24 protein-coding genes are annotated in these 24,864 nt (G+C 67.0%); 9 read left to right on the forward strand and 15 right to left on the reverse strand.

The window, feature by feature from the left end; genetic code table 11:
• Window positions 1-37 precede the first annotated feature (37 nt).
• The 12 genes from mnhG to LGY53_RS08990 all read right to left on the reverse strand — a co-directional run bounded on the left by mnhG (window position 38) and on the right by LGY53_RS08990 (window position 12,028).
• On the reverse strand, window positions 38-376 hold the full coding sequence (gene mnhG, locus LGY53_RS08935) for a monovalent cation/H(+) antiporter subunit G (RefSeq protein ID WP_167478348.1): 339 nt from the start codon (window positions 374-376) through the stop codon (window positions 38-40).
• On the reverse strand, window positions 373-633 hold the full coding sequence (locus LGY53_RS08940) for a monovalent cation/H+ antiporter complex subunit F (RefSeq protein WP_167478347.1): 261 nt from the start codon (window positions 631-633) through the stop codon (window positions 373-375). The genes mnhG and LGY53_RS08940 overlap by 4 nt, the downstream gene beginning before the upstream one ends.
• Window positions 630-1,187: a Na+/H+ antiporter subunit E gene (locus LGY53_RS08945; protein ID WP_225726146.1), complete on the reverse strand. Its 558-nt coding sequence runs from the start codon at window positions 1,185-1,187 to the stop codon at window positions 630-632. Before LGY53_RS08945 ends, LGY53_RS08940 begins: the two co-directional genes overlap by 4 nt.
• The gene (locus LGY53_RS08950; RefSeq protein WP_255663690.1) at window positions 1,184-2,764 is read right to left on the reverse strand and encodes a Na+/H+ antiporter subunit D; all 1,581 of its coding nucleotides are present in this window, start codon (window positions 2,762-2,764) and stop codon (window positions 1,184-1,186) included. Before LGY53_RS08950 ends, LGY53_RS08945 begins: the two co-directional genes overlap by 4 nt.
• Before the next feature lie 8 nt (window positions 2,765-2,772).
• A complete protein-coding gene (locus LGY53_RS08955) occupies window positions 2,773-3,156 on the reverse strand; it encodes a Na(+)/H(+) antiporter subunit C (RefSeq protein WP_225726148.1) in 384 nt (127 codons plus the stop codon).
• Window positions 3,153-5,975, reverse strand: coding sequence for a Na+/H+ antiporter subunit A (locus LGY53_RS08960; protein ID WP_225726149.1), 2,823 nt, complete (start codon window positions 5,973-5,975; stop codon window positions 3,153-3,155). The genes LGY53_RS08955 and LGY53_RS08960 overlap by 4 nt, the downstream gene beginning before the upstream one ends.
• A 110-nt stretch (window positions 5,976-6,085) precedes the next feature.
• Entirely contained in the window at window positions 6,086-7,396 is a 1,311-nt protein-coding gene (locus LGY53_RS08965; RefSeq protein ID WP_225726150.1) for a hypothetical protein, read from the reverse strand.
• A 113-nt stretch (window positions 7,397-7,509) separates the two neighbouring features.
• Window positions 7,510-8,142: a hypothetical protein gene (locus LGY53_RS08970; protein ID WP_225726151.1), complete on the reverse strand. Its 633-nt coding sequence runs from the start codon at window positions 8,140-8,142 to the stop codon at window positions 7,510-7,512.
• Window positions 8,143-8,218: 76 nt separating this feature from the next.
• The gene (locus tag LGY53_RS08975) at window positions 8,219-8,572 is read right to left on the reverse strand and encodes a UBP-type zinc finger domain-containing protein (RefSeq protein ID WP_225726152.1); all 354 of its coding nucleotides are present in this window, start codon (window positions 8,570-8,572) and stop codon (window positions 8,219-8,221) included.
• Window positions 8,569-10,059 (reverse strand): ATP-binding protein, encoded by a 1,491-nt coding sequence (locus tag LGY53_RS08980; protein ID WP_225726153.1) that lies wholly within the window; start codon window positions 10,057-10,059, stop codon window positions 8,569-8,571. Before LGY53_RS08980 ends, LGY53_RS08975 begins: the two co-directional genes overlap by 4 nt.
• A gap of 12 nt (window positions 10,060-10,071) precedes the next feature.
• On the reverse strand, window positions 10,072-11,739 hold the full coding sequence (locus LGY53_RS08985) for an FAD-dependent oxidoreductase (RefSeq protein ID WP_225726154.1): 1,668 nt from the start codon (window positions 11,737-11,739) through the stop codon (window positions 10,072-10,074).
• A gap of 94 nt (window positions 11,740-11,833) precedes the next feature.
• The gene (locus LGY53_RS08990) at window positions 11,834-12,028 is read right to left on the reverse strand and encodes a hypothetical protein (protein ID WP_225726155.1); all 195 of its coding nucleotides are present in this window, start codon (window positions 12,026-12,028) and stop codon (window positions 11,834-11,836) included.
• Window positions 12,029-12,201: 173 nt separating this feature from the next.
• On the opposite strand from LGY53_RS08990, the gene LGY53_RS08995 reads away from it, so the two are divergent.
• Both LGY53_RS08995 and LGY53_RS09000 read left to right on the forward strand, forming a co-directional pair.
• Window positions 12,202-12,660: an SRPBCC family protein gene (locus LGY53_RS08995; protein ID WP_225726156.1), complete on the forward strand. Its 459-nt coding sequence runs from the start codon at window positions 12,202-12,204 to the stop codon at window positions 12,658-12,660.
• Window positions 12,661-12,695: 35 nt separating this feature from the next.
• Window positions 12,696-13,376, forward strand: a complete 681-nt coding sequence (locus LGY53_RS09000) for an SIMPL domain-containing protein (protein WP_225726157.1) — start codon at window positions 12,696-12,698, stop codon at window positions 13,374-13,376.
• 3 nt (window positions 13,377-13,379) lie between these two features.
• On the opposite strand, the gene LGY53_RS09005 is transcribed toward LGY53_RS09000, so the two are convergent.
• Window positions 13,380-14,408 (reverse strand): beta-ketoacyl-ACP synthase III, encoded by a 1,029-nt coding sequence (locus LGY53_RS09005; RefSeq protein WP_225726158.1) that lies wholly within the window; start codon window positions 14,406-14,408, stop codon window positions 13,380-13,382.
• Between the two features lie 335 nt (window positions 14,409-14,743).
• Between LGY53_RS09005 and LGY53_RS09010 the strand changes: the two genes are divergently transcribed.
• From LGY53_RS09010 to LGY53_RS09030, 5 genes are all read left to right on the forward strand, one after another.
• On the forward strand, window positions 14,744-15,457 hold the full coding sequence (locus LGY53_RS09010) for a phosphatidylserine decarboxylase (RefSeq protein WP_225726159.1): 714 nt from the start codon (window positions 14,744-14,746) through the stop codon (window positions 15,455-15,457).
• Window positions 15,454-16,371 carry a phosphatidylcholine/phosphatidylserine synthase gene (locus LGY53_RS09015; protein WP_167478333.1) on the forward strand — a complete coding sequence of 306 codons (918 nt, stop codon included), beginning with the start codon at window positions 15,454-15,456 and terminating at the stop codon, window positions 16,369-16,371. The genes LGY53_RS09010 and LGY53_RS09015 overlap by 4 nt, the downstream gene beginning before the upstream one ends.
• Before the next feature lie 115 nt (window positions 16,372-16,486).
• Window positions 16,487-17,596, forward strand: a complete 1,110-nt coding sequence (locus tag LGY53_RS09020) for an RNA polymerase sigma-70 factor (protein ID WP_225726160.1) — start codon at window positions 16,487-16,489, stop codon at window positions 17,594-17,596.
• An 81-nt stretch (window positions 17,597-17,677) separates the two neighbouring features.
• Window positions 17,678-18,766, forward strand: coding sequence for an NAD(P)/FAD-dependent oxidoreductase (locus LGY53_RS09025; protein WP_225726161.1), 1,089 nt, complete (start codon window positions 17,678-17,680; stop codon window positions 18,764-18,766).
• A 92-nt stretch (window positions 18,767-18,858) separates the two neighbouring features.
• The gene (locus LGY53_RS09030; RefSeq protein WP_225726162.1) at window positions 18,859-19,578 is read left to right on the forward strand and encodes a Clp protease N-terminal domain-containing protein; all 720 of its coding nucleotides are present in this window, start codon (window positions 18,859-18,861) and stop codon (window positions 19,576-19,578) included.
• A gap of 10 nt (window positions 19,579-19,588) precedes the next feature.
• On the opposite strand, the gene LGY53_RS09035 is transcribed toward LGY53_RS09030, so the two are convergent.
• Together LGY53_RS09035 and LGY53_RS09040 are read right to left on the reverse strand one after the other, a co-directional pair.
• On the reverse strand, window positions 19,589-20,263 hold the full coding sequence (locus tag LGY53_RS09035) for a suppressor of fused domain protein (RefSeq protein WP_225726163.1): 675 nt from the start codon (window positions 20,261-20,263) through the stop codon (window positions 19,589-19,591).
• Between the two features lie 170 nt (window positions 20,264-20,433).
• A complete protein-coding gene (locus LGY53_RS09040) occupies window positions 20,434-22,503 on the reverse strand; it encodes an NAD(+) synthase (protein WP_225726164.1) in 2,070 nt (689 codons plus the stop codon).
• Window positions 22,504-22,736: 233 nt separating this feature from the next.
• Between LGY53_RS09040 and LGY53_RS09045 the strand changes: the two genes are divergently transcribed.
• Complete coding sequence (locus LGY53_RS09045) at window positions 22,737-22,982, forward strand: hypothetical protein (RefSeq protein ID WP_225726165.1); 246 nt, start codon at window positions 22,737-22,739, stop codon at window positions 22,980-22,982.
• A gap of 218 nt (window positions 22,983-23,200) precedes the next feature.
• On the forward strand, window positions 23,201-24,826 hold the full coding sequence (groL, locus tag LGY53_RS09050; protein WP_225726166.1) for a chaperonin GroEL: 1,626 nt from the start codon (window positions 23,201-23,203) through the stop codon (window positions 24,824-24,826).
• Window positions 24,827-24,864 lie beyond the last annotated feature (38 nt).

Below are 24,864 nucleotides of genomic sequence, written 5' to 3' on the forward strand. Positions count from 1 at the left end.
ATCGCCTGTCTGGCAACAACTTCGACCTCGATACTCCTTATGGAGTATCGAGTTCGTCGCCCAATTCGTTGACCCGCAGCAGCCCGTCGCGGTGGCGTTGTTCGCGGTAGGCGGTGCGACCGATCAAGTGGGCGATCACCGGGGCGGTGAGCAGGGTGAAGAGCCCGACGAGGGCCAGCGCCCAGATATTGCCGTGGCCGCGCAATTCGATGATGGCCCCGGCCAGGATCAGGATCAGCCCGATCACCTGGGGTTTGGTGGCGGCGTGCATGCGCGAGAAGGTGTCGGGGAAGCGGACCAGGGCGATGGCCGCGGTGAGCGCCAGGGTCGAGCCGGTGAGGATGAGCGCGCCGGCGAGCCAGTCCAGGACGATCATCGGTCATCCCTGACCCGGAAGCGGGATACGGCGGCGGAGCCGAGAAAGCCGACCAGCGCGACGGCGACGATGGCCGGGACCACGGTGGCATCGTCGGTGTAGGCGGCCCACACCGCGAGGCCCGCCGCGGCGATGGCCGTCAGCGAGTCGATGCCGACCACCCGGTCCAGTGTGCTCGGGCCGGTCAATATCCGGTAGCTGGTCAGGATGGCCGCCGCCGATAACAGGATCGCGGCCACCACGGCGACGACAGTCATGACAGGTTCTCCTTCTGCCATGCGTTCTCGTCCCATTCGACGGGACGTTCGAACGAGGCGATGAGCAGTTGCTCCAAACGCTTTGTGGTGCGGTAGAAATGCTCGACCGCGGCCTCGCTGCCGACGTCGAGGACGTGCACGTAGACGAAGCGGCGCTCCCGGTCGATCTCCAGCACCATGGTGCCGGGGATGACGTTGAGCAGATCGGCGCATAGCACGAGCACCAGTTCGGATTTGATCTCCAGCCGGACGCGTAGCACACCCGAAATCGGCGGCGGCGCAGGACGAATCGCGAACCACGCGATCTGCAGACTGGATTCGAGCGCGTAATAGACGCTCACCGCGATGAGTACGAGCAGCGACAGCGGATGCACCCGGCCGGCGACCGGCACTCGGGGCAGCGGCAGCGCCAGCATGATCACCGCGCCGATGGCAAGGCCCGCAAGGGTGTTCGCGACACTGAAGTCGCCCCACAGCGCGACGTAGACCAGGGCGAGCCAGCAGAGCACGCCGACCTGGACAAGTCTGCCGCGGCTCGGCGCAAGGCGATTCACGACGGCCCACCCGGATTACCCAGCACCGCACCGATATACACGGATCGATCGCGCAGGTCGGCTGCCGCCCGGTCGGCTACGTCGAACAGCGGTCCGGCCAGTACCGTCAACGCCAGACCGACCACCACCAGCGCCGCCGTGGACGCCAGCATGAAGAAGGGCATTCGTCCCGGATCGTCGCGCTCGTCGTAGAGCACATCGGTGTCGTCTTCCACCAGCGTCGGCGGCGCCGCGGCGGCGAGATGGCCTTCGGGCGCCTCGGCGCGCGGCCGCCAGAACGCCTTACTCCACACGCGCGCGACGGCGTACAGCGTCAGCAGGCTGGTGATCACCGATCCGGCGACCAGCACCCAGGCCAGCACGCTGCCGTCGGCGGCACCGGCCTCCAGCAGCGCCAACTTGCCGATGAATCCGGAAAACGGCGGTATACCACCGAGATTCAGCGCTGGGATGAGAAAGAGCCCGGCCAGCACCGGACTCGCCGCGGCCAGCCCACCCAGTCGCCGCAGCGAGGCCGACCCGGCCTGCCGTTCGATCAGGCCGACCACCAGGAACAGCGTGGTTTGCACCAGAATGTGGTGCGCCACATAGAAAACCGCGCCCGCCAGCCCCTCCTGATTGGCGAGCCCGACCCCGAAGATCATGTATCCGATGTGGCTGACCAGCGTGAACGAGAGCAGCCGCTTGATATCGTTCTGCGCGATGGCGCCGAAGATGCCGAGCAGCATGGTGAGCAACCCGGAAATCATCAGCAGCGCGTCGAAGTGGCCGTCCGGAAATAGCAGCGTGCTGGTCCGGATGATCGCGTACACACCGACTTTGGTGAGCAATCCGGCGAACACCGCGGTGACCGGCGCCGGCGCGGTCGGATACGAGTCGGGCAGCCAGTTCGAGAGCGGGAACACCGCCGCCTTGATCCCGAACGCCACCAGCAGCACCGCGCAGATGGCGGCCCGAATTCCGCCCGGCACGGTGTCCATTCGCAGTGCCAGCTGTGCCATGTTCAGCGTGCCCGCGGCCGCGTAGGCAAAGGCGATGCCGCACAGGAAGATCAGCGACGACACCATCGAAACCATCACGTACGAAACGCCTGCCCGGATCCGGTCCCTGGTGCCGCCGAGGGTGAGCAATACGAATGAGGCGCCGAGCAGGATTTCGAAGCCGACGAACAGGTTGAACAGGTCGCCGGCCAGGAAGGCGAGCGAAATGCCCGCGCTCAGCACGAGATACGTCGGCTGGAAGATCGAGGTGGGCTGCTTGTCGTCGCCGTCGCGGATGTTCTGTCCGGTCGCGTAGACCATGACGGTGAGCATCACGATGGCCGAGACCACCAGCATCGCCGCCGAAAGGCGGTCGACCACCAGGGTGATGCCGATCGGCGTCTCCCAGCCGCCGACCTGCAGCACCGAAATGCCGTGCTGGTCGGCGAGATACAGCTGCCAGCCGCTGACGATCACCTCCGAGCTCAGCGCGAGCAGCGTGACGACGCGCTGGGTGCGCGGCCTGCGCCCGGCGATCAGCGTGACCGCCGCGGCGAGCAGCGGAACCAGCACCGGCAGCGGCGTCAGTATCGCCATGGGGCCCATCATGTTTCCGGATCCTCCGCCGCGCGCCGGGTGGCGACCTCACGGTCCTCCGGATCGTTCTCGACCTGCTCGGTGGTGGTCAGCGCGTATGAGCGGTAAGCGAGGGCCAGTACGAACGCGGCGATGCCCATGGTGATGACGATCGCGGTGAGCACCATGGCCTGGGCCAGCGGATCGGCCATCGCGCGGTGATCCGGATTCGAGTCGCCGAAGATCGGCGGCCGCCCCGATGCCCCGCCGACCGTGATGATCAGCAGGTTCACCGCATTGCCGAACAGGATCATGCCGAGCAGCATCTTCGACACCGCGCGTTCCAGGATGAGATACACCCCGCACGCCACCAGCACGCCGATCACCAGCAGCAGGGTGAGATTCGCCGTCATCGCGAAACCCCTTTCGCCGCAACATTTTCGGTGTCCAGCTCGCTGCCGAGCCGGACGCCGAGGCTGCGCAGCACATCGAGTACGAGGCCGACGACGATCAGGTAGACGCCGAGATCGAAGAACAGCGCGGTCACCAGTTTGATCTGGCCGAGCACCGGTAGCGTGATCGCGACGACGGCCGAGGACAGCGGCGGCGCGCCGAGCAGCAGCGAACTGGTCGCGGTGCCCGCGGCCAGCGCGAGGCCGGCGCCCAGCAGGTGACCGGCCTCGATCGGCAGCGCCTCGGCCAGCTCGTAGCGCCCGCCCGCGAGATAGCGCAGCACCAGCGCCAATCCGGCGGTCAGTCCGCCCGCGAAACCGCCGCCCGGCGCATTGTGGCCGGAGAAGAAGAAATACACCGAGAGCACCATGATGGTCGGGAAGACCAGCCTGGTGGTGATTTGCAGGACGATGGACCGATACCGGCGGTCGAGCAGTCGTCCGGCGGTCAACCAGGTCACCATGTCGGGTCGATAGTTGGGCGATTCCACCGCCCTCGGCAGGCTGCCGAACCGGCGACTGCGGAATACCAGCGATGCGACGCCGGTCGCGGCGACGACGAGCACCGAGATCTCGCCGAGGGTGTCCCAGGCGCGGATATCGACGAGCAGCACGTTGACCGCGTTCTTGCCGCCGCCGAATTGGTATGCGGCGGGCGGGATCCGGTGCCAGATCGGCTCCGCCGACCGGGCCGCGACGGCGAACGCTGCCAGGCCGGACACCACCGCGCCGACCAGTATCGCCAGCAGCGCCCTGCGCTTCTTGAACCGCCCGGTGCGACTCGCCTCGATCTCGGCGGGGAAGGCGCGCAGCACCAGCACGAAGATCACCAGCGTCAGCGTCTCGACCAGGAATTGGGTGAGCGCCAGATCCGGCGCGCCGTGCAGCGCGAACAGCACGCCGCAGCCGTAGCCGGTGACCCCGACGAACAGCACGCTGGCCAGGCGGTTGCGCAGGACCGTCGCGCCGATCGCCATCACCACCATGATCGCGCCGATCACCGCCTGCAATGGCGAATCCCACAGGCGCAGTTCGATTCCGGTGCGTGTGCCGGTGGCGAGCAGCACCGTCGGCAGCACGATGAGCGTGATCAGGATGGTGGTCTGGCTCAGCGGAAGCGAGCCGCGCTGGGTCGCCCTGGTCATCCGCAGCGAGAGATTGTCCATCGCGCGCAGCGTCGCGTCGTAGGCGCGGTCGGCATTGCCGAGGCGCGGTTTCGCGGATTCGCCCAGCCGGTCCCGGATTTCGAACAGTACGAGACCCAGCGCGATGACGACCATGGTCAGCGCGAGCGGCGTGCCGAAGCCGTGCCAGAGCGCGAGATGGGAAACCAGCTCGCCGGGCAGGGTTTTCGCGTATGGCGCCAGGCGGTCGCTCACCCAGTCGGCGGCGAGTCCGGCCGCCAGGCTCGCTACGGCCAAAACCACTGGCGGCGCGAGGAATAGCGCGCCGGGCGCATGCCATGGTGCGGAATCATCGCGAATTCGCTTGTCCGCGAACGCACCCCACAGGAATCGCGCGCTGTAGCCGACCGTGAGCACCGAGCCGAGCACCACCCCGGCGCACAGCAGGATCCGGGCCGGATCCGCGAGACCATCGGCCCGCAGGATCGAGTCCAGCGCACTCTCCTTGGCCACGAATCCGATCATCGGCGGCAATCCGGCCATGCTCAGCGCGGCGAGCGCCGCGGCACCGCACAGCACCGGCGCTCGCCGCCCGAGCCCGGACAGCAGCCGCAGATCCCGCGTACCCGCCGAATGGTCGATGATCCCGACCACCATGAACAGGCACGCCTTGAACAGCGCGTGCGAAACGATCAGCGCGGTGCCCGCCAGCGCCGCCTCGGGCGTGCCGATCCCGACCAGCACCAGCAGGAATCCGAGCTGGCTCACCGTGCCGAAGGCCAGCACCAGCTTGAGATCGGTGACCTGCAGCGACCGCAGCCCGGCCAGCAGCATCGATGCCACCCCGAGGGTCAGCACGATCGGATGCCAGAGCGGGTTGCCGGCGAATACCGGCGCCAGCCGCGCCACCAGGTACACACCCGCCTTCACCATCGCGGCGGCGTGCAGGTACGCGCTCACCGGCGTCGGCGCGGCCATCGCGCCGGGCAGCCAGAAGTGCAGCGGCACGATCGCCGATTTGCTCAGCGCGCCGATCAGCAGCAGCGCGACGGCGACGTCCATGGCCGCACCGGTCGGCGGATTGCCATGTGCGAGTAGGTCGGACAGTAGATAGCTGCCGCTGCGCTCGCCGACGATGATGATGCCGACCAGCATCGCCAGCCCGCCCGCGCCGGTCACCAGCAGCGCCTGGATCGCGGCCCGCCTGCTCACCGGCTGCTCCGCGTTATGCCCGACCAGCAGGAACGACAGCACGGTCGTGGTTTCCCAGAAGATGAACAGCAGCACCATATTATCGCTGGTGACCAGTCCGAACATGGCTCCGGCGAAGCCGACCAGCTCGGCGGCGAACAGCCCCAAACGGGGCTCGTCGTCCTCGAAATATCGTGCGCAGTAAGCGATTATCAGCGCGCCGATGCCGAGCACCAGCGCGCACATGATGGCGGCGAGCGAATCGAAGCGCAGGTCGACGTTCATCTGGATGCTCGGCGCCCACGCGAGCCGAACCTGTTGGGTATCACCCCAATTCGCGATCACCCAGCCGAGGCAGCCGAGCGGCACCAGCGCTAGCGGGTAGAAGGCGTTGCGTCCCAGTGCCCGCACGCACAGCGGCGCGGCCAGTGCGGCGATCGCGTGTGCGAGCAGGATAATGAGCAAACTTCACTCCGGCTGGTCGGTATCTCGGGCTGTCCAGGACAATCGTAAGAAAAACCAGGTGGATTCGCGCATCGGGCGACTATGGCGTCGGCCATCTCCGCGAAGTGTCGCTATGTATCGGCAAATGACTCATCCGCTACCGGCGTCGCGGGCGTCGGCCGGTGTCGCGGCCGAATGCGGTGCAGCACAGCCAAACCCACCGCACAGCCGATGGCGACCGCGAGCGCGGTCCGCCCGAGCCTGGTGCCGTGTGCGGTAGCGTCGGGCACCGGCCAGGCCGCCCGCTCCAGCGGCAGCGCCGTGACGATCGACGGCAGATACAGCGCCGTCAGCCCGAGCACCCCGCTCGGCGCGTACTGCGGCCACGCGACGCCGCAGCAGTAGCCCGCGGTGAGCGCGAGTGCGGAACTGCCGGTCATATGCAGCACGGTGTTGTCGTGTATGTCGGGCAGCAGCATCGCGTAGACGGCGAGCCCGGCGATCAGCAGCGCGGCCATCGCGGTCGATGCCAGCCGCGTACCGATGAACATGCCGAGCGAGGTCAGGGCGAGTAGCGCGAAGATGCTCCACCCCGGCCGGGGTGCGCCGCCGATCGCGTCCGCCGCCGCCACCAGGGCTACCGCCAGATAGACGCCGGTGCCGTCCCGGCCCGGCAGCAGCATCGCGGCGACGGTCGCCGCCGCGAGGGTCGCGGCCACCGCGAGCCCGATATCGACACCGTGCCCGGCATCCGGCGAGTTCTGGAATTGGCGCGCGAGCCATTCCGAGGTGGCGAGCACCACCAGCGAGAGCACCATGGCCGCGACGATCGGCGCGAGCGGCAGATCCAGCGCCATCCGCACCGCGTCGGGGTGTTTGACCCGCGAACGGTTGCGCAGCGTGCCGAGTATCAGCAGCGCCATGGCGATGGCGATGAGCCAGCGCGGCGGGGTCTCCAGCACGGAGTACGGGTCCTGGTCGGAGATTTCGAGGATGTCGGCCAGATCGCCGAAGACGAAGAAGCCCGCGCTGCCGATCGCGAACGCCGCCGCGGGTATCCGCCTGCGCAACACCGCGGCGCCGAGCGCGCCGAGCACGATTCCGGCGCACACCGAGTCGAGATAGTTCTGCGTGGTGAGCATGTCCGCATTCGAAACATGGCGGCCTGCGGTGTGATTGACGAACATCCCGATCATGCCGACCGTCGCGACCAACCAGGCCGCCGAGGTCCGGGTGAAGGTGACGACCACGACGCAGACCGCGACCGCGACGATCAATCCGATGGCCGCGCCGCGCGGCACGCTGTTGATCAGGCTGGCGATCCGGTACGGGGTGGTCTCGCCGGTCCAGCTGAAGCTGATCGGCAGGAACAGCGCAATGCCTGCGACCGCCGCTCCCAGGAAGGCCGCGACCGCGTCCACCGTCTCGCCGATCCGTCGCACGTTCCGAACATACCTGCGGGTCTGCGTTCAACCTGTGATTGCTATCACTTCGCTGACCCATGTCTCGATCGACGTTATGTCAGGAAACCCCGGTCAGTGCTGGTTTTGCTAGATTATTGCGATTTGCTATCGCCACCCCGGAGTTCGTTCACCACCGCGCCCTGTTCGTCGAGGAATGCGATGGAGGGTGTGCCGTCCATCGCGACGCGCAGCCGAATCCGTGGCCTGCCCTGTGGATCGCACAGGGTCAGACCCGTTCCGTTCTCGCTGTCGGCGTAGAGGAGCAGCCCCATCGGATGCTTCGCCTGTTCGGGCGGAGTCGTCGGATCGCCGAAATGGTTGATCAGGAGTGAGGCGGCGCCCGACCTGTCGTGCCACCGGGTATGCAAGTGGATGGCGTCGCCGTTGGGGTAGTCGAGCGAGATCAGGGTGCCATCGCTTGCCGCGACGATGCCGCCCTTCTCGTCGCCGTTCTCGTCGTTGAACAGGATGTAGGAGGCATCCGGACCGCTGCGTTGCTCCGCCGGATATGTCTTGCCGCCGAGGATGATCGGCGGCTTGCGGGATTCGAAGAGGAACCGCTGTTTGCCGCGATTGTCGACGATCTTGAAAGAGCCCGTCGCCGCCGAGATATCCGGATCCGCTCCGGTGAACCTGCCCGCCGCGAATCCGGCCCCGGCGCCGGTGATCGCCGCGGCGGAGCCGACGACGAACGAGCGGCGGTTGGCCATACGATCTTTATTCACCAGCTCGATCGTATTGGCGCACTTGGGATTTCGCCTTCATGCCAGCACCATTGACATCGTGTCGGGAGGCTGAACCTCAGTGGATGTGCGCCTGCCAGTCGGCGGGCACCCGCCCGCGCGGGCCGGGTACACCCTGATCGGCGGGGTGGCTGTGCGGGGGTGCCAGTTCGGGCCCACCGCCGTACATTTCCTCGGTGCGGAAGTCCCAGAACCAGTCCTCGCCGGGTTCGTAGCTCTGGATGAACGGATGCCCGGTCTCCTTGGCGTGCCTGCTGGCGTGCTGCGCGGGCGATGTGTCGCAACAGCCGATGTGCCCGCACTGGGCGCACCGTCGCAGATGCACCCACCAGCCTTGTGCCGCTTCGCATTCCACGCATCCGGTACCGCTCGGTGGCACCGTCGGATCGATACCGTCCAGCTCCTGTGTCACTGCTGACCTCCATCCTCGGCTTCGGCGCCGTTGTCCGCCGGGCGGTCCAGCGGCAGCCAAACCGTGAATTTGGTGTTGCCGGGCTCGGATTCCAGCCGGATATCGCCGTGATGCTTGTTGACGACGATGCGGAAGGAGATATCCAAACCGAGCCCGGTGCCCTCGCCCATCGGCTTGGTGGTGAAGAACGGTTCGAAGACCCGATTCTTCACCTCCGGCGGCACGCCGGGCCCGGTATCGCCGATTTCCACTACGACACAATTGGTTTCGCGTCTGGTGCGAATGGTGAGCGTGCCCGAGCCCTGCATCGCGTACACCGCGTTATCGATCAGGTTCGTCCATACCTGATTCAATTCCGCTGCGTAACAAGGAATTTGGGGCAGCGTGCGGTCGTATTCCTTGACCACCTCGATGCCGTCGCCGAGCTTACGGCTCAGCATCACCAGCGTGCTGTCGAGCAGATCGTGGATATCCACCACCTGGAACGGCGCCCGGTCCATCTGCGAATACTGTTTGGCCGCATCGACGAGCGAGGAAATCCTGGTGGTGGAGTCGGCGATCTCATTCATCAGCAGCTCGGTCTCGATGGTGTAGTTCAGCCATCGGATCGCCCCCTGGAAAACCTTGGCCTCGCAGCCTTCCAGGGTGGCCGAGACCTTCTCCAGCCAATCGACGTCGAATCCGGCCTGCACGAAATTCGGCGCCAGATTCCAGGCGTCCTCGATGCCGTGCTCCTCCAGCCAGTCGCCGAGCATATCCTCGCGGTCGGCGGCCTCCATCGGGGTCAGATCGGGGGCCTTGGCCACCTGCGCGGCCGCCTCCTCCTGCAATTGCACCATGGCCACAAGGGATTTCGGATCGAATTTGCCGTCGGCCATCATCGCCAGCTTGTGCCGCATCCCGGCGACCCGGTCGCGCAGGCCCGCGGTGGCGCGCACCGCGGCGGCGGCCGGATTGTTCAGCTCGTGGGTGAGTCCGGCCGAGAGCGAGCCCAGCGCGAGCAGACGCTCGCGCTGGCTGATGCGCGCGTTGGTGTTCCGGTTGCCGAAGAAGACGCCCTCCAGTAAATGGACGGCCATCGGGAACCATTCCCGCATCATGCGCGCGAAGATCGCCGCGTCCAGGACGTAGAACCGCGACTTGCGGGTGACATACATCGACGCGGTGTAGTGCTGGTCCGCCTTGTCGCCGATATACGCCTGCCAGGCGCCCGCGTACGAACCGTGGTGCTGGGTGCGCACCAGTTCGATCTCGGTGCCCCCGGACAGTTTGGTGAGCACCACCTCGCCGTCCATCAGCACATAGAAGCAGGTGGCCTGATCGCCCTCGGCGAAAACCTTTCCGGGCTCGATGTATTCGACCCGGCCGTCGCGGCACAGCCAGTCCAGCTGTTCGTCGTCGAGGTGCTCGAATAGGAACAGGGAACGCAGCTCGGCCGGGTCGCAGACCAAACGGCTACTGCGCTGGGCAATCTCATTAGAAGTCATTGAAACCCTTCCCTAAGCCAGATACCGGTGCACGAGCATGACCGCCATCGCACCCTCGCCGACCGCCGATGCGACCCGCTTGGCCGAGTCGGCGTGCACGTCACCGGCCACGAAGACACCGGGCACGCTGGTCTCCAGGTGATGCGGCGGGCGGGCGAGCTCCCAGCCCGCCGGTCTGTTGCCGTCGACCATCAGGTCCGGCCCGGCCACCACATATCCGGCCGAGTCGCGGATGACCATGCCGTCGAGCCATTCGGTCTGCGGTGCGGCCCCGATGAACAGGAACAACCGTTCGGCATCGGCTTTTTCTTCCACGCCGGTGTCGTTATTGCGCAGCACGATCTGGCGCAGGTGATCGTCGCCGTCGGCGGCCACCACCTCCGTCCTGGTGTGCACCTCGATATTCGGAATCTGCGCGATCTGCTGGATCAGATAGTGCGACATGGATTTCTCCAGCGAATCCGCGCGCACCACCAGATGGACCGTGCGGGCATTGCGGGACAGGAATACCGCGGCCTGGCCCGCCGAATTCGCCCCGCCGACGATGTAGACCTCGCAGTCGGCGCATTCGGCGGCCTCGGTCATGGCCGAGCCGTAATAGACGCCGCGCCCGGTGAAATCGTCGACGCCGGGCGCGGGATGGCGCCGGTAATCGACGCCGGTCGCGATGATCACGGTGTGCCCGCACAGCCGCCCGCCGTCGGCGAAGCGGACCGTGCGCGCCGACCCGTTCACCTCCAGCCCCACCACCTCGCGGGTGGTGATCACCTCGGCGCCGAATTTGGCCGCCTGCCGCCGCGCCCGGTCGGCCAATTGCGCGCCGGACACCCCGTCGGGAAAGCCGAGATAGTTCTCGATGCGCGAACTCTGCCCGGCCTGGCCGCCGGTCGCGGTCCGCTCGACCAGCACCGTGCGCAGGCCCTCGGACGCGCCGTACACCGCGGCGCCCAGTCCGGCGGGCCCGCCGCCGACCACGATCAGGTCGTAGAAATCGCCGGTCGGCGTGGTGGAAAGCCCGACGTTCTCGGCCAATTCGCCATCGCTCGGCTGTACGAGCGCCTCACCCGTCGCGGTGATCACCACCGGGCAGCGCTCCGGATCGGCGCCCGCCGCCTCCAGCAGCCGCGCGCCCTCGGGCTCGTCGGCCAGGTACCAGCGGTAGGGCAATTGGTTGCGCGCCAGGAACTCCCGCACCTGCGAGGAGCGCGGCGACCAGCGGTTGCCGACCACCTTGGTCTCGTACACCGGGCGCTGTTCGCTGCTGCGCCAGGCGTCGAGCAGCCCGTCGAGCACCGGATAGAGCTTCTCCTCCGGCGGATCCCACGGCTTGAGCAGGTAGTGGTCCAGATCGACGACGTTGATCGCGTCGATGGCGGCATTGGTGTCGGCGTAGGCGGTCAGCAGTACGCGCCGTGCGTACGGGTGCAGGTCCATTGCCTGCTCCAGGAATTCGATGCCGTCCATACCCGGCATCCGGTAGTCGGCGATCAGCACGGCGACCGGCTGGCCGCGCAATTTCATCTCACGGAGCGCGTCGAGCGCCGCGGCGCCCGATTCCGCGCGCAGAATCCGGTAATCGGCCCCATAACGGCGGCGCAGGTCGCGGACGACCGCGCGGGAAACCCCCGGATCGTCGTCGACGCTGAGGATGGCCGGCTTCGTGGCAGCGGGTGAAGTCACCTAAAGAGTATGGAGTCTCGGCCGACGGCGCGTCGCCGGCGTTTCGTCAGCCCGGCGCGAACGGGCCATCGTGTGGACGTGAATTGCTCGGCGCTCAGAGCCGGTTCTCCCGCACCAGATCCAGCTCTTTCGGGGTGAGCAGGCGTTCCAGACGCTCCTCCTGGGCGCTCGATTTCTGTTCACGGAGGGAGAACATGCCACGGACGGTGTGCCCGTCTTCGGATTCGGTTGCGGGGAGCAGTGGGAGTTTGTCCGACTGCCTGCGATGGAGGAGTGAGCGCAGTTTCACGGCCGATCACCTCACGTTTGACGGGAAAGCTGGTGGCAGTGTCTGGTGCTTCGTCTATCAGCCATTGTGCGCCGTGTATTACAAGGGGCCTTCACAACATGCGAAAATGTGACCCAACTGTCTTCCCGATTATCATCGCGACAGCAGAAGCACCGAGTCCCCCGGAGGCAGCGTTGCCCAAGAATCTCGAAGTCGCCGTCGATATCGCCGCGCCGCCGGAACGGGTGTGGGCCGTGCTCGCGGATCTCAAACGCATGCCGGAATTCAGCCCGCAATGCGTGCGCATGCTCCCGCTCGGCCGGGTCAAGGCGGGCACCTGGACGATCAATCTGAACACCGACGGCAAAAAGTATTGGCCGACGTCGTCGCGCATCGTCCGGTTCGAGCCGAACAAATCCCTCGCCTTCCGGATGAACGAGAACCGGACCACCTGGAGCTACACCCTGGAGCCGACCGAGGCCGGGACCCGGCTCGTCGAGCGGCGCGACCTTGCGCCCAAGGGGATTCCGCAGTTGGTCCGCAAGTCGATCGATATCGGGTTCGGTGGTGAGGAGTCGTTCGAGGCAGATCTGGTGCGCGGCATGACCGAAACCCTCGGCAAGATCAAATCCGCAGCGGAGGCGCGCGGCTGACCGGTTCCGCGGGATTCGGCGCGTAAGTTCCGGGTATGCGATACATGCCGTTCGTGGCCGTGGTGGCCGGTGCGGCCATGCTCTGCACCGGATGCGGCAAATCGGCGACGCCCGCCGACCGCGATGTCACCGTGGTCGGCACCGGTCAGGTGCGCGGCGCACCGGACACCCTGAATGCCGATCTGGGTGTCGAGGTCGCCGCGGACAATGTCTCCGGCGCCATCGCCACCGTCAACGACCGGGCCAAGGCGATGACCGATGCCATGGTCGCCGCGGGCGTCGCACGAGAGGACATCCGCACCACCGATCTGTCGATCCAGCCGCAGTACACGCCGGACGGCCACACCGTCACCGATTACCGCGCGACGAATATGGTGCACGTCGTGGTGCGCGAGCTGTCGAAGGCCTCCGCGGTCCTCGACGGTGCGATAAAGGCCGGCGGTAACGAAACCCGTTTGCGCGGTGTGTCTTTCGCCTTGGAGGACAACTCCAAGCTGATCTCCGACGCGCGCGCCCGCGCCTTCGCCGACGCGAAATCCCGCGCCGAACAATATGCCGTACTGGCCGGGCTGAAGCTGAAGGACGTGGTCACCATCAACGAGGCCACCAGCGACAACCCGAAGCCGCAGTCGGCCAACGCGCCCGAATCGTTTTCGCTCGAACCCGGCACCCAGACGGTGACCTTCACCGTGAAGGTCACCTGGGCATTGGGCTGAAAACTACTGCCACTTAGGCAGTTTCACCACCTGGGCGGCGTAGGACAGCCCGGCGCCGAATGCGATGAGCAGCGCGGTGTCGCCGGGCTTCGCCTCGTTCTTGCGCAGCATCGCCTCCATGGCCAGCGGAATCGACGCGGCCGATGTGTTACCGGTCTCCTCGATATCGTTGGCCAGCGCGCAGTGCTCCGGCAATTTCAGTGTCCTGGCCATGATTTCGATGATCCGGCCGTTGGCCTGATGCGGGATCATCGCGTCCATATCCTCGGGGGCCAGGCCGGCGCGGTCCATCGCGTCGCGACAGACCTTCTCCAACGAGTGTGCGGCCCAACGGAATACGGCCGTGCCCTCCATGGTGAGGTAGGGCCGCACCGCGCCGAGCCCCTTTTCCTCGATCTCGGCGAAGAATTCGACCCAGTTCTTGTCCTGCCGGATCGCGTGGCTCTGGGTGCCGTCCGAACCCCAGACGGTCGGGCCGATGCCCTGCTCCTCGGACGGGCCGACGATCACCGCACCCGCGCCGTCGGCGAAGAGGAAGGCGGTGGACCGGTCGCGCGGGTTGATGGTGTCGGTCAATTTCTCGACGCCGATCACCAGCACGTGATTCGATGTGCCCGCCCGCACCAGATCCGAGGCCAGCGCCAGCGCATGGCAGAAACCGGCGCAGCCCGCCGAAATGTCGAATGCCGCAGCGCCGTTCATGCCGAGCTCGGTCGCGATCTGCGGCGCCGCGGCCGGCGTCAGCAGCAGATGCGTCGAGGTGGCAACGATCACGCAATCGACCTGATCGACCGCGACGGCCGCCGATTCCAGCGCGCCACGCGCCGCGGCGACGCTCATGCTCTGGATGGTTTCCGACTCCGACGCGAAGCGCCTGGTCTTGATTCCGGACCGGGTTCGAATCCACTCGTCGCTCGAGTCGATCGGGCCCGCCACCTCGTCGTTGGTGACCACCCGGGCCGGGCGGTATACGCCGAGCCCGAGGATCGCGGTGTGCTCCTGCCCTGCTGTCTGGGCGATTCGAGCAGCCATGGTCCGTCTCCTATGTACCTGCGGCCCTGCCGCCGGGTTGTACCCCGAAGCCTGGAATTGATTTCCTCATCGGCCCGATACCTACGAACCCGTAGACATGAGGCCCCCTCATATTAGCCCGCGGGACCCCGGATGCGAGTGCCTATTCCTACATTGCCCGGGTATACCCGCGTTCGCGCAACGCTTGCTGTACGCGGCGTTAACCTTTGGCGGCGGCGGCCTTCTCGTTCCCGGCGTATCGGGTGATTTCCGGCGCTGACCGACGCGTGCTACGGGCGCCGTTCGGCGTAGGGTGAACGCTTGCGCCAGTTCTAACCATGAGGAAAGAGGAGCCTGTGGCACGCCGCCCCACCCCGCCCGGCACGCCGGAACGCACCGGAGTCGGCCACGTCGTCGATTTGGTGCGCAACGCGATCCCCCCGCTGCATCCGGCCGGGCTGCCGTTCGTCGCCGCACCGCTCGCGGTCGCCGTGCTCGGCGGCAGGCGTAAGTGGCTGCGCCGCACGGGTCTGCTCGCCGCGGCCGCATGCGCCTGCTTCTTCCGGCATCCGCACCGGGTGCCGCCGAACCGGGCCGGCGTCGTCGTCGCGCCGGCCGACGGTGAGGTCGCGCTGGTCGATACCGCAACGCCCCCCGCCGAATTGGGGCTCGGCGAGCAACCGCTGCCGCGGGTGAGCATCTTCCTGTCCGTGCTCGACGTGCACGTCCAGCGTGTCCCGGTGTCGGGAATCGTGCGTCAGGTGCTGCATCAGGCCGGCCAGTTCCGCTCCGCCGATCTGCCCGAGGCGAGTTCGGTGAACGAGCGCAACAGCATGGTGCTGGAGACCGAATCCGGGCAGCAGGTGGTCGTCGTGCAGATCGCGGGCCTGCTGGCGCGGCGCATCGTCTGCGATGCGCGACCAGGCGACAAACTCACCATCGGTGATACCTACGGCCTCATCCGCTTCGGTTCCCGGGTCGACACCTACTTCCCCGCAGGCACCGAACTGCTCGTTCAGCCGGGCCAGCGCACCATCGGGGCCGAAACCGTGCTGGCCGACTTGTCATGATGGAGGCCGTGCCCGCATCGAATCGGCGGCGGCGCAGCATCCGGCTGCTGCCGAGCATCGTCACCATCCTGGCGCTGTGCGCCGGACTGTCCGCGGTGAAGTTCGGCCTCGACGGCAAATTCGAACTCGCGCTGGCGATGATCGGCGCGGCCGCCGTGCTCGACACCCTGGACGGTCGCCTGGCCCGCATGCTCGACGCGACCACCAAGATGGGCGCGGAACTCGATTCCCTTTCCGACGCCATCTCTTTCGGCGTCGCGCCCGCACTCGTTCTATATGTCGGATTGCTGAACAAGGACAGCGCGGGCTGGATCGTCGCGCTGGTGTTCGCGGTGAGCCTGGTGCTGCGCCTGGCCCGGTTCAACACGCTGATGGACGACGACACCCGGCCGGATTGGTCGCGGGAGTACTTCGTCGGCGTGCCCGCGCCCGCGGCGGCGCTGATCGCCATGGTGCCGATCGCGATGTTCGTCGAATTCGGCGACGGCTGGTGGGCCGGGTTCTACGTGACCGCGGCGTGGACGGTGTTCGCGGCGGCGCTCGCGGTCAGCACGATTCCGACGCTGGCCATGAAGTCGGTGTCGGTGGCGCCGCAGGCCGCGGCCGGGCTGCTGGTGCTGGTCGCGCTGGCGGCTGCGGCGTTGGTCACCTATCCGATCGTGCTGCTGCTGGTGCTCGTGCTGCTGTATCTCGGGCATATCCCCTTCGCCTGGCACTCCCAGCGCTGGGTGGCCGCGCGTCCGGAGACCTGGCAGCACAAGCCCGCCGAGCGGCGCGCCCAGCGCCGGGCCCAGCGCCGGGCCGATCCGCGGCGTCCGGTTATCCGGCGTCCGACCATCCGGGGTTCCAGTGCGCGGCTGCGGCTGCGCCGTCCGGGCAACAAACAGCGCAGGCCCGACGAGATCCGGTACTGACCGGATCTCGTTGCAAGGCCCGGCAATTCGGTCGCCTGGAACTTTGTGCCGGTGAGGTCGGCGTTACTGGCATTTGTTAAGGATTCTCAAAGCGCCGCATACCAGGCTGTTCGGTATGAATGCTCTTGCAGCGCTGGGGGGCCTGCGGCTGGGGGGTTTCGAGGCGTGGGTCTGGCGGCGGCCGACGCTGCCGGATCTAGTGCGCGGTGTCGTCTTCGGCCTGCGCGAGCAACGCTTTTTCGATGTCGGCCGCTTCAACGGTGAACCACTGAGACACCCGCGCGCGGCGATCATGCCGAGCGGTACGGTCTTACCGGGACGGCGGGATCGGAAGAAGGTACACGTGGAAGCGGATGGGCTGCGCGAATTCCAGGCGCATCGGCCCCGGCTGTTCGCGCTGGCCTACCGCATGCTCGGTTCGGCGATGGAGGCCGAGGACGCCGTACAGGAGGCGTACCTGCGCTGGGACGCCGCCGACCGTCGCCAAATCCGTTCCGCCGAGGCGTGGCTGACCACCGTTGTGGTCAACATCTGCCGCAACTGGCTGGTCTCGGCGCGGGCCCGGCGCGAGACATATGCCGGGCCATGGCTCCCGGAGCCGGTGCCGACCGCGCGGGGCGAGCTGGGTCCGCTGGAGTCCGTCGAGGAGCGCGAACAGGTTTCGCTCGCGCTGCTCACCACGCTGGAGCGGCTGAGCCCGGTGGAGCGGGCGGTGTTCGTGCTGCGCGAGGCGTTCGGCTACGCGCACCGGGAGATCGCCGACATGCTCACCGTCACCGAGGCCAATTCGCAGCAGGTCTACCGCAGGGCCGCGCAGCGGGTCAGGGAGGGCCGGACCCGCTTCGAGATTCCCGACGAGTACGCCCGCGAGCTGATCGAACGATTCCTGAAGGCGGCGCGCACCGGCGATATCACGGCGCTGGAGCGGATGCTCACGGCCGACGCGGTATCCATCGCGGATGGCGGCGGAGTGATCAATGCCGCGCGGCGGCCGGTGGTCGGGGCCAACAGTGTCGCGCGCTACCTGGCCGGGCTGTTCCGCTGGGAGGTGCCGGGCATGGTGCTCGAGGTGCTCGAGATCAACGGCGCGCCCTCGGTTGTGGTGCTGGTCAACGGCGTACCGATGATGGTGGTCGCGGTCGAGTTGGACGGCGATCAGGTGGGGGAGCTGCGGTTGGTGGTGAATCCGGAGAAGCTCACCTACCTGGCGCGCGTCTGGGCGTGACGGGGCTCATAGATCAAGGCTGTCAGTATTGGGGGAGCTGTCCGGTCTGGTCGGTGTCGGCTAATCGGAAGGAGCCACATCATGACCGGACAGCATCGCATCATCGTTCTCGGCGCCGGGTACGCCGGGCTGGCCGCGGCGGGCAGGTTGGTGAGCAAGGCGCGGGACGCACAGGTCACCGTCGTCGATGCCCGCGCGGAATTCGTCGAGCGGGTCCGGCTGCACCAATCGGCGGCCGGGCAGCGAATCTCCCAGTGGGGTATACGGGAATTATTGGAGCCGAAGAAGATTCGGTTCGTGCATGCGCGGGCCGTCGAGCTGGACACCGCGGGCGGCCGGGTGCTGCTGGACAACGGCGAAGCGCTCGATTACGACGCGCTGGTCTACGCGCTCGGCAGCACGGCGGATCTGTCCGGCGTTCCGGGCGCCGCCGAGCACGCCTTCGCGCTGGCCACTCCGGAAGATGTTGCACGGCTGCGGCTTTCGCGCGGGCCGATCGCGGTGGTCGGCGCGGGGTCGACCGGGATCGAGTTGGCCGCCGAACTCGCCGAGGCGCAACCGGATTCGCGGGTGATCCTGCTCGGCTCGGAGATGCCGGGCGCCTGGCTATCGGCGAGGGCGGCGACGCACGTCCAACGCACGCTGACCCATCTGGGTGTCGAAATTCGTTCCGGTGCAAAGGTTGTCGAGGTGCTCGCGGATGGTGTCCGGCTGGCCGACGGGTCCGTCGTCCCGGCCGCGGCGACGGTGTGGACCGCCGGTTTCGGGGTGCCGGATCTGGCGGCGCGGGCCGGTATCGCCGTCGACGGCACCGGCCGGGTGCTGACCGACGCGACATTGCGTTCGGTCTCCCATCCCGATGTGTACGCCGCCGGGGACAGTGCGGTGATCGCCGGGCCCGGCGGCCGGGAATTGCGGATGGCCTGCGCCACCGCGCTGCCGACCGGCAAGCACGCCGCCGATGCCGTCATCGCGGGTCTTGATGGGCGAGAGCCGCGAAAGTTGAAGTTCCGCTATCTGATTCAGTGCATCAGCCTCGGTCGGCAGGATGGGGTGATTCAGGCGCTGCATGCCGACGACGCACCGGGTCGCACGGTGCTCACCGGGCGGATCGCGGCTCGGGTCAAGGAGATGATCGTCCGGGGTGCGTTCGCTACCGCTCGTCCCTGATTCGTTTGTATGCCGTTCGCCGTCCGCGAACGGGGCGCAGTACGCGTCAACCTTCGGTTGACGCCCTCAGGGCGTCAACCTAGAGTTGACGCATGACATCGCATATCCGCCTCGACGATCTGATCGACGGCATCAAAAAAGCCCGCCCCGACAACGCGCTCGACCAACTGTCCGACGCGGTGGTCGTCGCGGATCACCTCGGTGAAGTGGCCGATCACCTGATCGGCCACTTTGTCGACCAGGCTCGCCGCTCCGGCGCGTCCTGGACCGATATCGGCGCCAGCATGGGCGTCAGCAAGCAGGCCGCGCAGAAGCGGTTCGTGCCCAAGGAACCTGGCGATACGACGGCCATGGACCTGAGCAGCGGGTTCGCGCGGTACACCGACCGGGCGCGCCGGGTGATAGTGGCATCGCAGCAGGCCGCGCACGGTGCGGGCAACGCCGAGATCGGCATCCCGCATCTGGTGCTCGGTCTGCTGAGTGAGCCGGACGGTCTCGCCTGCAAGGAACTCGTTGCCGCCGGAGCGACCGTGGAGGCGGTGCGTGACGCGGCGACCGCGGCGCTGCCGCCGAGGGCCGATGAGGTTCCCGTGCTCATACCGTTCAGCGCCGACGCCCGCAAGGTGCTGGAGCTGACCTTCCGCGAGGCGATTCGCCTGGTGCACAACTACATCGGCACCGAACACATCCTGCTCGCCATCCTCGAATTCGAGAACGGATCCGGTTTGGTCACCGATCTGGGCGTCACCAAGGCCAAGGTGGAGAAGGACGTGGGCGAAATGCTCGCGGCCTTCATGAAGCCCAAGCAATAACCGGATTCGATCACGGACGACCGCGCAGCCCGCCACCCCAACGCGGCCAGCGGGCTTGGGGTTTCGGGTCGTTCACGAAGGTCGCTCGATCGAGATCGGTGACGTACAAGGGAATTCGCGATTCGAAATCGCGCAGGAGGCCGAGAGCCTTGCCGCCCAACGCGGCTCGGTATTCCGGCATGGTCAGCCCGACCACCTGCAGAAAACGCACAGCGCCGTGCGGCGTGTCGATCGAGCCCAGCTCGGGGTCGACGACGAAGGTAAAGGCCTGGATGGCCGAATCGGGCCGCTCCGGATCGAGCGGTCCGTTCGCCTTGATGGTGTTACCGGGTTCGAACCACTTCCCGGACTGAATTACATAGCGCGCCAAGGTTTGTAGGAAACCCGCCGCCCATAGCGGCGGGTCGGCGTCGGACGTCGGCCGGGCCAGGCGCAGGGTGAATTCGAATCCCCAACCGGATACGTCCGGATCGTCCCACTCCTTCTCGTACAGCTCCGACATCCCGTATGTGACGTAGTGCCAATGCGATACCGGATCGGTGCGCGGGTAGGCGCTGATGCCGTCCAGCGGGTCGGGCCCGCCGAGGGACCAGGGCTGTTGCGGCGTCCAGTGCGCGGGAACGGTCTCTCCGTACAGGATTCGCAGCGCGGCGTCGATGGCGCTCCAGCCCGGTGCTTCACTCACCACGTAACGATAGACAGTCCCGCGAACACCGGCCCAACACAGACGCGGCTCCCCCGCCTCCCCGTGACTTCAGGCCAGACTCGACTGCCGCGAGACTCGCGTTGGCGGCCGACTGTATGTAGCTGGATGAGTCAGCCCGTACCCGGCGAGTTACCCATGTACGAACGAAATCAGTTGTCACGGTGATCGGGTACGTTGCGGGCAAGTTCGTCCAACCAGGCCGCGGCCGATGCGTCGCTCGGGGCGCGCCAATCACCGCGCGGGGACAGCGATCCGCCGGATCCGACCTTCGGCGCGTTCGGCAGCGTCGACCGCTTGAACTGGCTGGTCTGCACGAATCGGCGCAGGAATTCGGCGAGCCAGTACTTGATCGCCGCAAGATCGTATGCGTTGTGCTGCTCGACCAGATCCGGCCAGCGGCCGCGCTCGGGATCCGACCAGGCGTGCCTGGCCAGGTAGGCGATCCGGCTCGGCCGATAACCGAAGCGCAGCAGGTAGTAGAGGTGGAAGTCCTGCAGTTCGTACGGGCCGACGGCAGCCTCCGAACTCTGGCCGGGTGCGGCATCCGTCCCGTCGGCGCCTGTCGGGATCAGCTCCGGCGAAATCTCGGTTCGCAGAATGGAAGACAGCACCTCGCCCGCCTCCGCACCGAACTGCTCGGTGTCCACCGCCCACGCGATCAGGTATTTGATCAGGGTTTTCGGCACCGAGGCATTCACGCTGTAGTGCGCCATATGATCGCCGACGCCGAAAGTGCACCAGCCGAGCGCGAGTTCGCTCAGATCGCCGGTGCCGACCACCAGCGCGCGGTGCTGGTTCGCGAGCCGGAACAGATGTGCGGTCCGCTCACCCGCCTGCACATTCTCGTAGGTGATGTCGTATTGCGGAACACCATCCGCGGCAGGGTGATTCAGGTCGCGCAACATCTGCGTCGCGGACGGCCGGATATCGATCTCGGCCGCGCTGACACCGAGCGCCGACATCAAACGGTGTGCGTCGGTGTGGGTTCGGGTGCTGGTCGCGAACCCGGGCATGGTGTAAGCGAGCACATTGGTGCGCGGCAGCCCGAGCCGGTCCATCGTCTTGGCCGCGACGATCAGTGCCTGCGTGGAATCCAGGCCGCCGGATACGCCGATCACCAGGTGCTGGGATCCGGTGGCGCGCAAGCGGGTGCTCAGCCCCTCCACCTGGATGTGATGCACCTCCGCGCAGCGCTCGTTGCGGGCGGCCGGATCGGCGGGAACATAGGGGAAGCGCGGTATTTCGCGCCGCAGCGGTACGGCGGCGGACGGCACCGGTAGTTCGAATTCGATGCGCCGCAACCGGTTCAGTCGTTCGCGGTGGTCGTGCACGTTATCGGCGAAGCTGGTGGTGCGTATCCGGTCGGCGGCCAGGCGCTGCAGGTCGATATCGGCGGTGACCAGCTGTGGATGATCGGCGAAACGTTCGCCCTCGGCGAGCAGATCGCCGTTCTCGCATACCAGCGCCTGTCCGTCCCAGGCCATGTCGGTGGTCGATTCCCCGTGTCCCGCAGCGGAATACAGGTATGCCGCGAGGTAGCGGGCCGAATGCGAGGTGCACAGCGCGCGCCGGTAGTCGGCTTTGCCGATGACGATATTGCTCGCCGACAGGTTCACCAGCACGGTGGCGCCGGCCAGCGCGGCGAAACCGCTGGGCGGCAGCGGAACCCAGCCGTCCTCGCAGACCTCCATATGCATGGTGAACCCGTCCAGGTTCGTCGCGGTGAACAGCAGATCCGAGCCGAACGGCGCCCGCTGCCCCGCGATCGTCACCTGGTCGGTCAAAACCTCACGGGCGGCGGCGAATTGGCGCTTCTCGTAGAACTCCCGGTAATTCGGCAGATAGCTCTTGGGCACCGCGCCCAGCACCGTGCCGTGATAGATCGCGATCGCGCAGTTGAACAGGCGGCCCTGCGCGCGCACCGGCGCGCCGACCGCGAGCACCGTATCGATATCGACGCTGGCCGCGACGATCGCGCGCAGCGCGGCGGCCGTCGCGTCGTCGAGCGCGTCCTGGTGGAACAGGTCGTCGGCGGTATAGCTGGACAGGCCGAGTTCGGGGAAGACGGTGAGCACCGCGTGATCGTCGGCCGCCCGCCGGGCCAGTTCCAGGGTCGCCTCGGCGTTGAACGCCGGATCTGCGACGCGGACCCGCGGCACCGCCACCGCCACCCGCGCGAAGCCGTGCCGGTAGAGCGAATCGAAGGGGAGAGCGGGCACGGGGACCCCTTTCGGTAGTCGACCGACGCTCGCGCCGCGGCGCGTGTCGAACATGATCGTGGTTCGCCCGGAAATCTACGCCTGACCTCGGCCGCCATCGAGTCGCCGACCCGCGCTGTTCCTGGACGGTTGCACGGATCGTCATCACCCGGCCGTTTGCCAATAGCTAAGATGTGGCTATGGCGGACGACAGGGACTCCGACCTAATTGCAGGGGAGCGGCGCGCAGATCTTATGCGGGCACTGTCTTACGTCTCCACCGAATCGGGTCCGGACGGCGAGTACATCATCAACGGCGACCTGCCACCAGAGGTGGCGCCGCCGTTCATCAGGGCGATCATGAGGGTCGAGGCGGAGCTGCTGTTGCACGACGCCGAGCTGGTCACGGTCGAATCCGGCGAACCCCGGTCGCCGGAGGAGCGCAGGGCCGATGCCTTCGTCGCATTGGTCCTGCGGGTCGACGACGCCCGCACGCACTGATCCGCCGAGCCCGGACCTTGCACTCGATACCCCCGAGTGCTAAAAATGGCTTTGGCACTCCTGACCTGTGAGTGCCAGGTCGGGACGGTGAGACCGGGTTCCATCGACACCCTCGGTCGTCCGTCGCGGGCACCGAACCTGGCCAGCGTAACTGGGACGATCCAACCTGCGGTCGTCCTGTGTGTCAGCCCCATATACATGTGGAGGATTCCAACGCAATGGCCAAGACAATTGCGTACGACGAAGAGGCCCGTCGCGGTCTCGAGCGGGGTCTGAACAGCCTCGCCGACGCGGTGAAGGTGACGCTGGGCCCGAAGGGTCGCAACGTTGTCCTGGAGAAGAAGTGGGGTGCTCCCACGATCACCAACGATGGTGTTTCCATCGCCAAGGAGATCGAGCTGGAGGATCCGTACGAGAAGATCGGCGCCGAGCTGGTCAAGGAAGTCGCCAAGAAGACCGATGATGTCGCGGGCGACGGCACCACCACCGCGACCGTGCTGGCCCAGGCGCTGGTGCGCGAGGGTCTGCGTAACGTCGCAGCCGGCGCGAACCCGCTGGGTCTGAAGCGCGGTATCGAGAAGGCCGTCGAGGCGATCACCTCGACGCTGCTGGATTCGGCCAAGGAGGTCGAGACCAAGGAGCAGATCGCCGCCACCGCCGGTATCTCCGCCGGTGACACCTCCATCGGTGAGCTGATCGCCGAGGCCATGGACAAGGTCGGCAAGGAAGGTGTCATCACCGTCGAGGAGAGCAACACCTTCGGCCTCCAGCTGGAGCTGACCGAGGGCATGCGCTTCGACAAGGGCTACATCTCCGGCTACTTCGTCACCGATCCGGAGCGTCAGGAAGCGGTCCTCGAGGATCCGTACATCCTGCTCGTCGGCTCGAAGGTCTCCACCGTCAAGGACCTGCTGCCGCTGCTCGAGAAGGTCATCCAGGCCGGTAAGCCGCTGCTGATCATCGCCGAGGACGTCGAGGGCGAGGCCCTGTCGACCCTGGTCGTCAACAAGATCCGCGGCACCTTCAAGTCCGTCGCGGTCAAGGCGCCCGGCTTCGGCGACCGCCGCAAGGCGCAGCTCGCCGACATCGGCATCCTGACCGGTGGCGAGGTCATCACCGAGGAGCTCGGCCTTTCGCTGGAGACCGCCGGTGTCGAGCTGCTCGGCCAGGCGCGCAAGGTGGTCGTCACCAAGGACGAGACCACCATCGTCGAGGGCGCGGGCGACGCGGAGGCCATCAAGGGCCGGGTCGCGCAGATTCGCGCCGAGATCGAGGCGTCGGATTCGGATTACGACCGGGAGAAGCTGCAGGAGCGGCTGGCCAAGCTGGCCGGTGGCGTCGCGGTGATCAAGGCCGGTGCGGCGACCGAGGTCGAGCTCAAGGAGCGTAAGCACCGGATCGAGGATGCGGTGCGTAACGCGAAGGCGGCCGTGGAGGAGGGCATCGTCGCCGGTGGTGGCGTTGCGCTGCTGCAGGCGGTGCCGGCGCTGGACAAGCTGAGCCTGTCCGGTGACGAGGCGACCGGCGCGAACATTGTGAAGGTGGCGCTGTCGGCGCCGCTGAAGCAGATCGCGTTCAACGCGGGTCTGGAGCCGGGCGTGGTGGCCGAGAAGGTGGCCAACCTGCCCGCCGGTCACGGCCTGAACGCCGCCACCGGTGAGTACGAGGACCTGTTGGCCGCCGGTGTGGCCGACCCGGTGAAGGTGACCCGTTCTGCCCTGCAGAACGCGGCCTCGATCGCCGCGCTGTTCCTGACCACCGAGGCCGTCGTGGCCGACAAGCCGGAAAAGGCCGCCGCTCCCGCCGGCGACCCGACCGGTGGCATGGGCGGCATGGACTTCTGAGTCCACCCCCAACCCCTTCCGAATCCGAAGGCCGGTTC

It is taken from the genome of Nocardia sp. JCM 34519.1, assembly GCF_020361265.1.
GTDB classification, from domain to species: domain Bacteria; phylum Actinomycetota; class Actinomycetes; order Mycobacteriales; family Mycobacteriaceae; genus Nocardia; species Nocardia arthritidis_A.

What these genes read in the sequence shown, in the direction of transcription:
- mnhG (WP_167478348.1), bottom strand. Translation starts at nt 376, where the DNA reads ATGATCGTCCTGGACTGGCTCGCCGGCGCGCTCATCCTCACCGGCTCG.
- LGY53_RS08940 (WP_167478347.1), bottom strand. Translation starts at nt 633, where the DNA reads ATGACTGTCGTCGCCGTGGTGGCCGCGATCCTGTTATCGGCGGCGGCC.
- LGY53_RS08950 (WP_255663690.1), bottom strand. Translation starts at nt 2,764, where the DNA reads ATGGCGATACTGACGCCGCTGCCGGTGCTGGTTCCGCTGCTCGCCGCG.
- LGY53_RS08955 (WP_225726148.1), bottom strand. Translation starts at nt 3,156, where the DNA reads ATGACGGCGAATCTCACCCTGCTGCTGGTGATCGGCGTGCTGGTGGCG.
- LGY53_RS08980 (WP_225726153.1), bottom strand. Translation starts at nt 10,059, where the DNA reads ATGACTTCTAATGAGATTGCCCAGCGCAGTAGCCGTTTGGTCTGCGAC.
- LGY53_RS09000 (WP_225726157.1), top strand. Translation starts at nt 12,696, where the DNA reads ATGCGATACATGCCGTTCGTGGCCGTGGTGGCCGGTGCGGCCATGCTC.
- LGY53_RS09005 (WP_225726158.1), bottom strand. Translation starts at nt 14,408, where the DNA reads ATGGCTGCTCGAATCGCCCAGACAGCAGGGCAGGAGCACACCGCGATC.
- LGY53_RS09015 (WP_167478333.1), top strand. Translation starts at nt 15,454, where the DNA reads ATGATGGAGGCCGTGCCCGCATCGAATCGGCGGCGGCGCAGCATCCGG.
- LGY53_RS09020 (WP_225726160.1), top strand. Translation starts at nt 16,487, where the DNA reads ATGAATGCTCTTGCAGCGCTGGGGGGCCTGCGGCTGGGGGGTTTCGAG.
- LGY53_RS09025 (WP_225726161.1), top strand. Translation starts at nt 17,678, where the DNA reads ATGACCGGACAGCATCGCATCATCGTTCTCGGCGCCGGGTACGCCGGG.
- LGY53_RS09030 (WP_225726162.1), top strand. Translation starts at nt 18,859, where the DNA reads ATGACATCGCATATCCGCCTCGACGATCTGATCGACGGCATCAAAAAA.
- LGY53_RS09045 (WP_225726165.1), top strand. Translation starts at nt 22,737, where the DNA reads ATGCGGGCACTGTCTTACGTCTCCACCGAATCGGGTCCGGACGGCGAG.
- groL (WP_225726166.1), top strand. Translation starts at nt 23,201, where the DNA reads ATGGCCAAGACAATTGCGTACGACGAAGAGGCCCGTCGCGGTCTCGAG.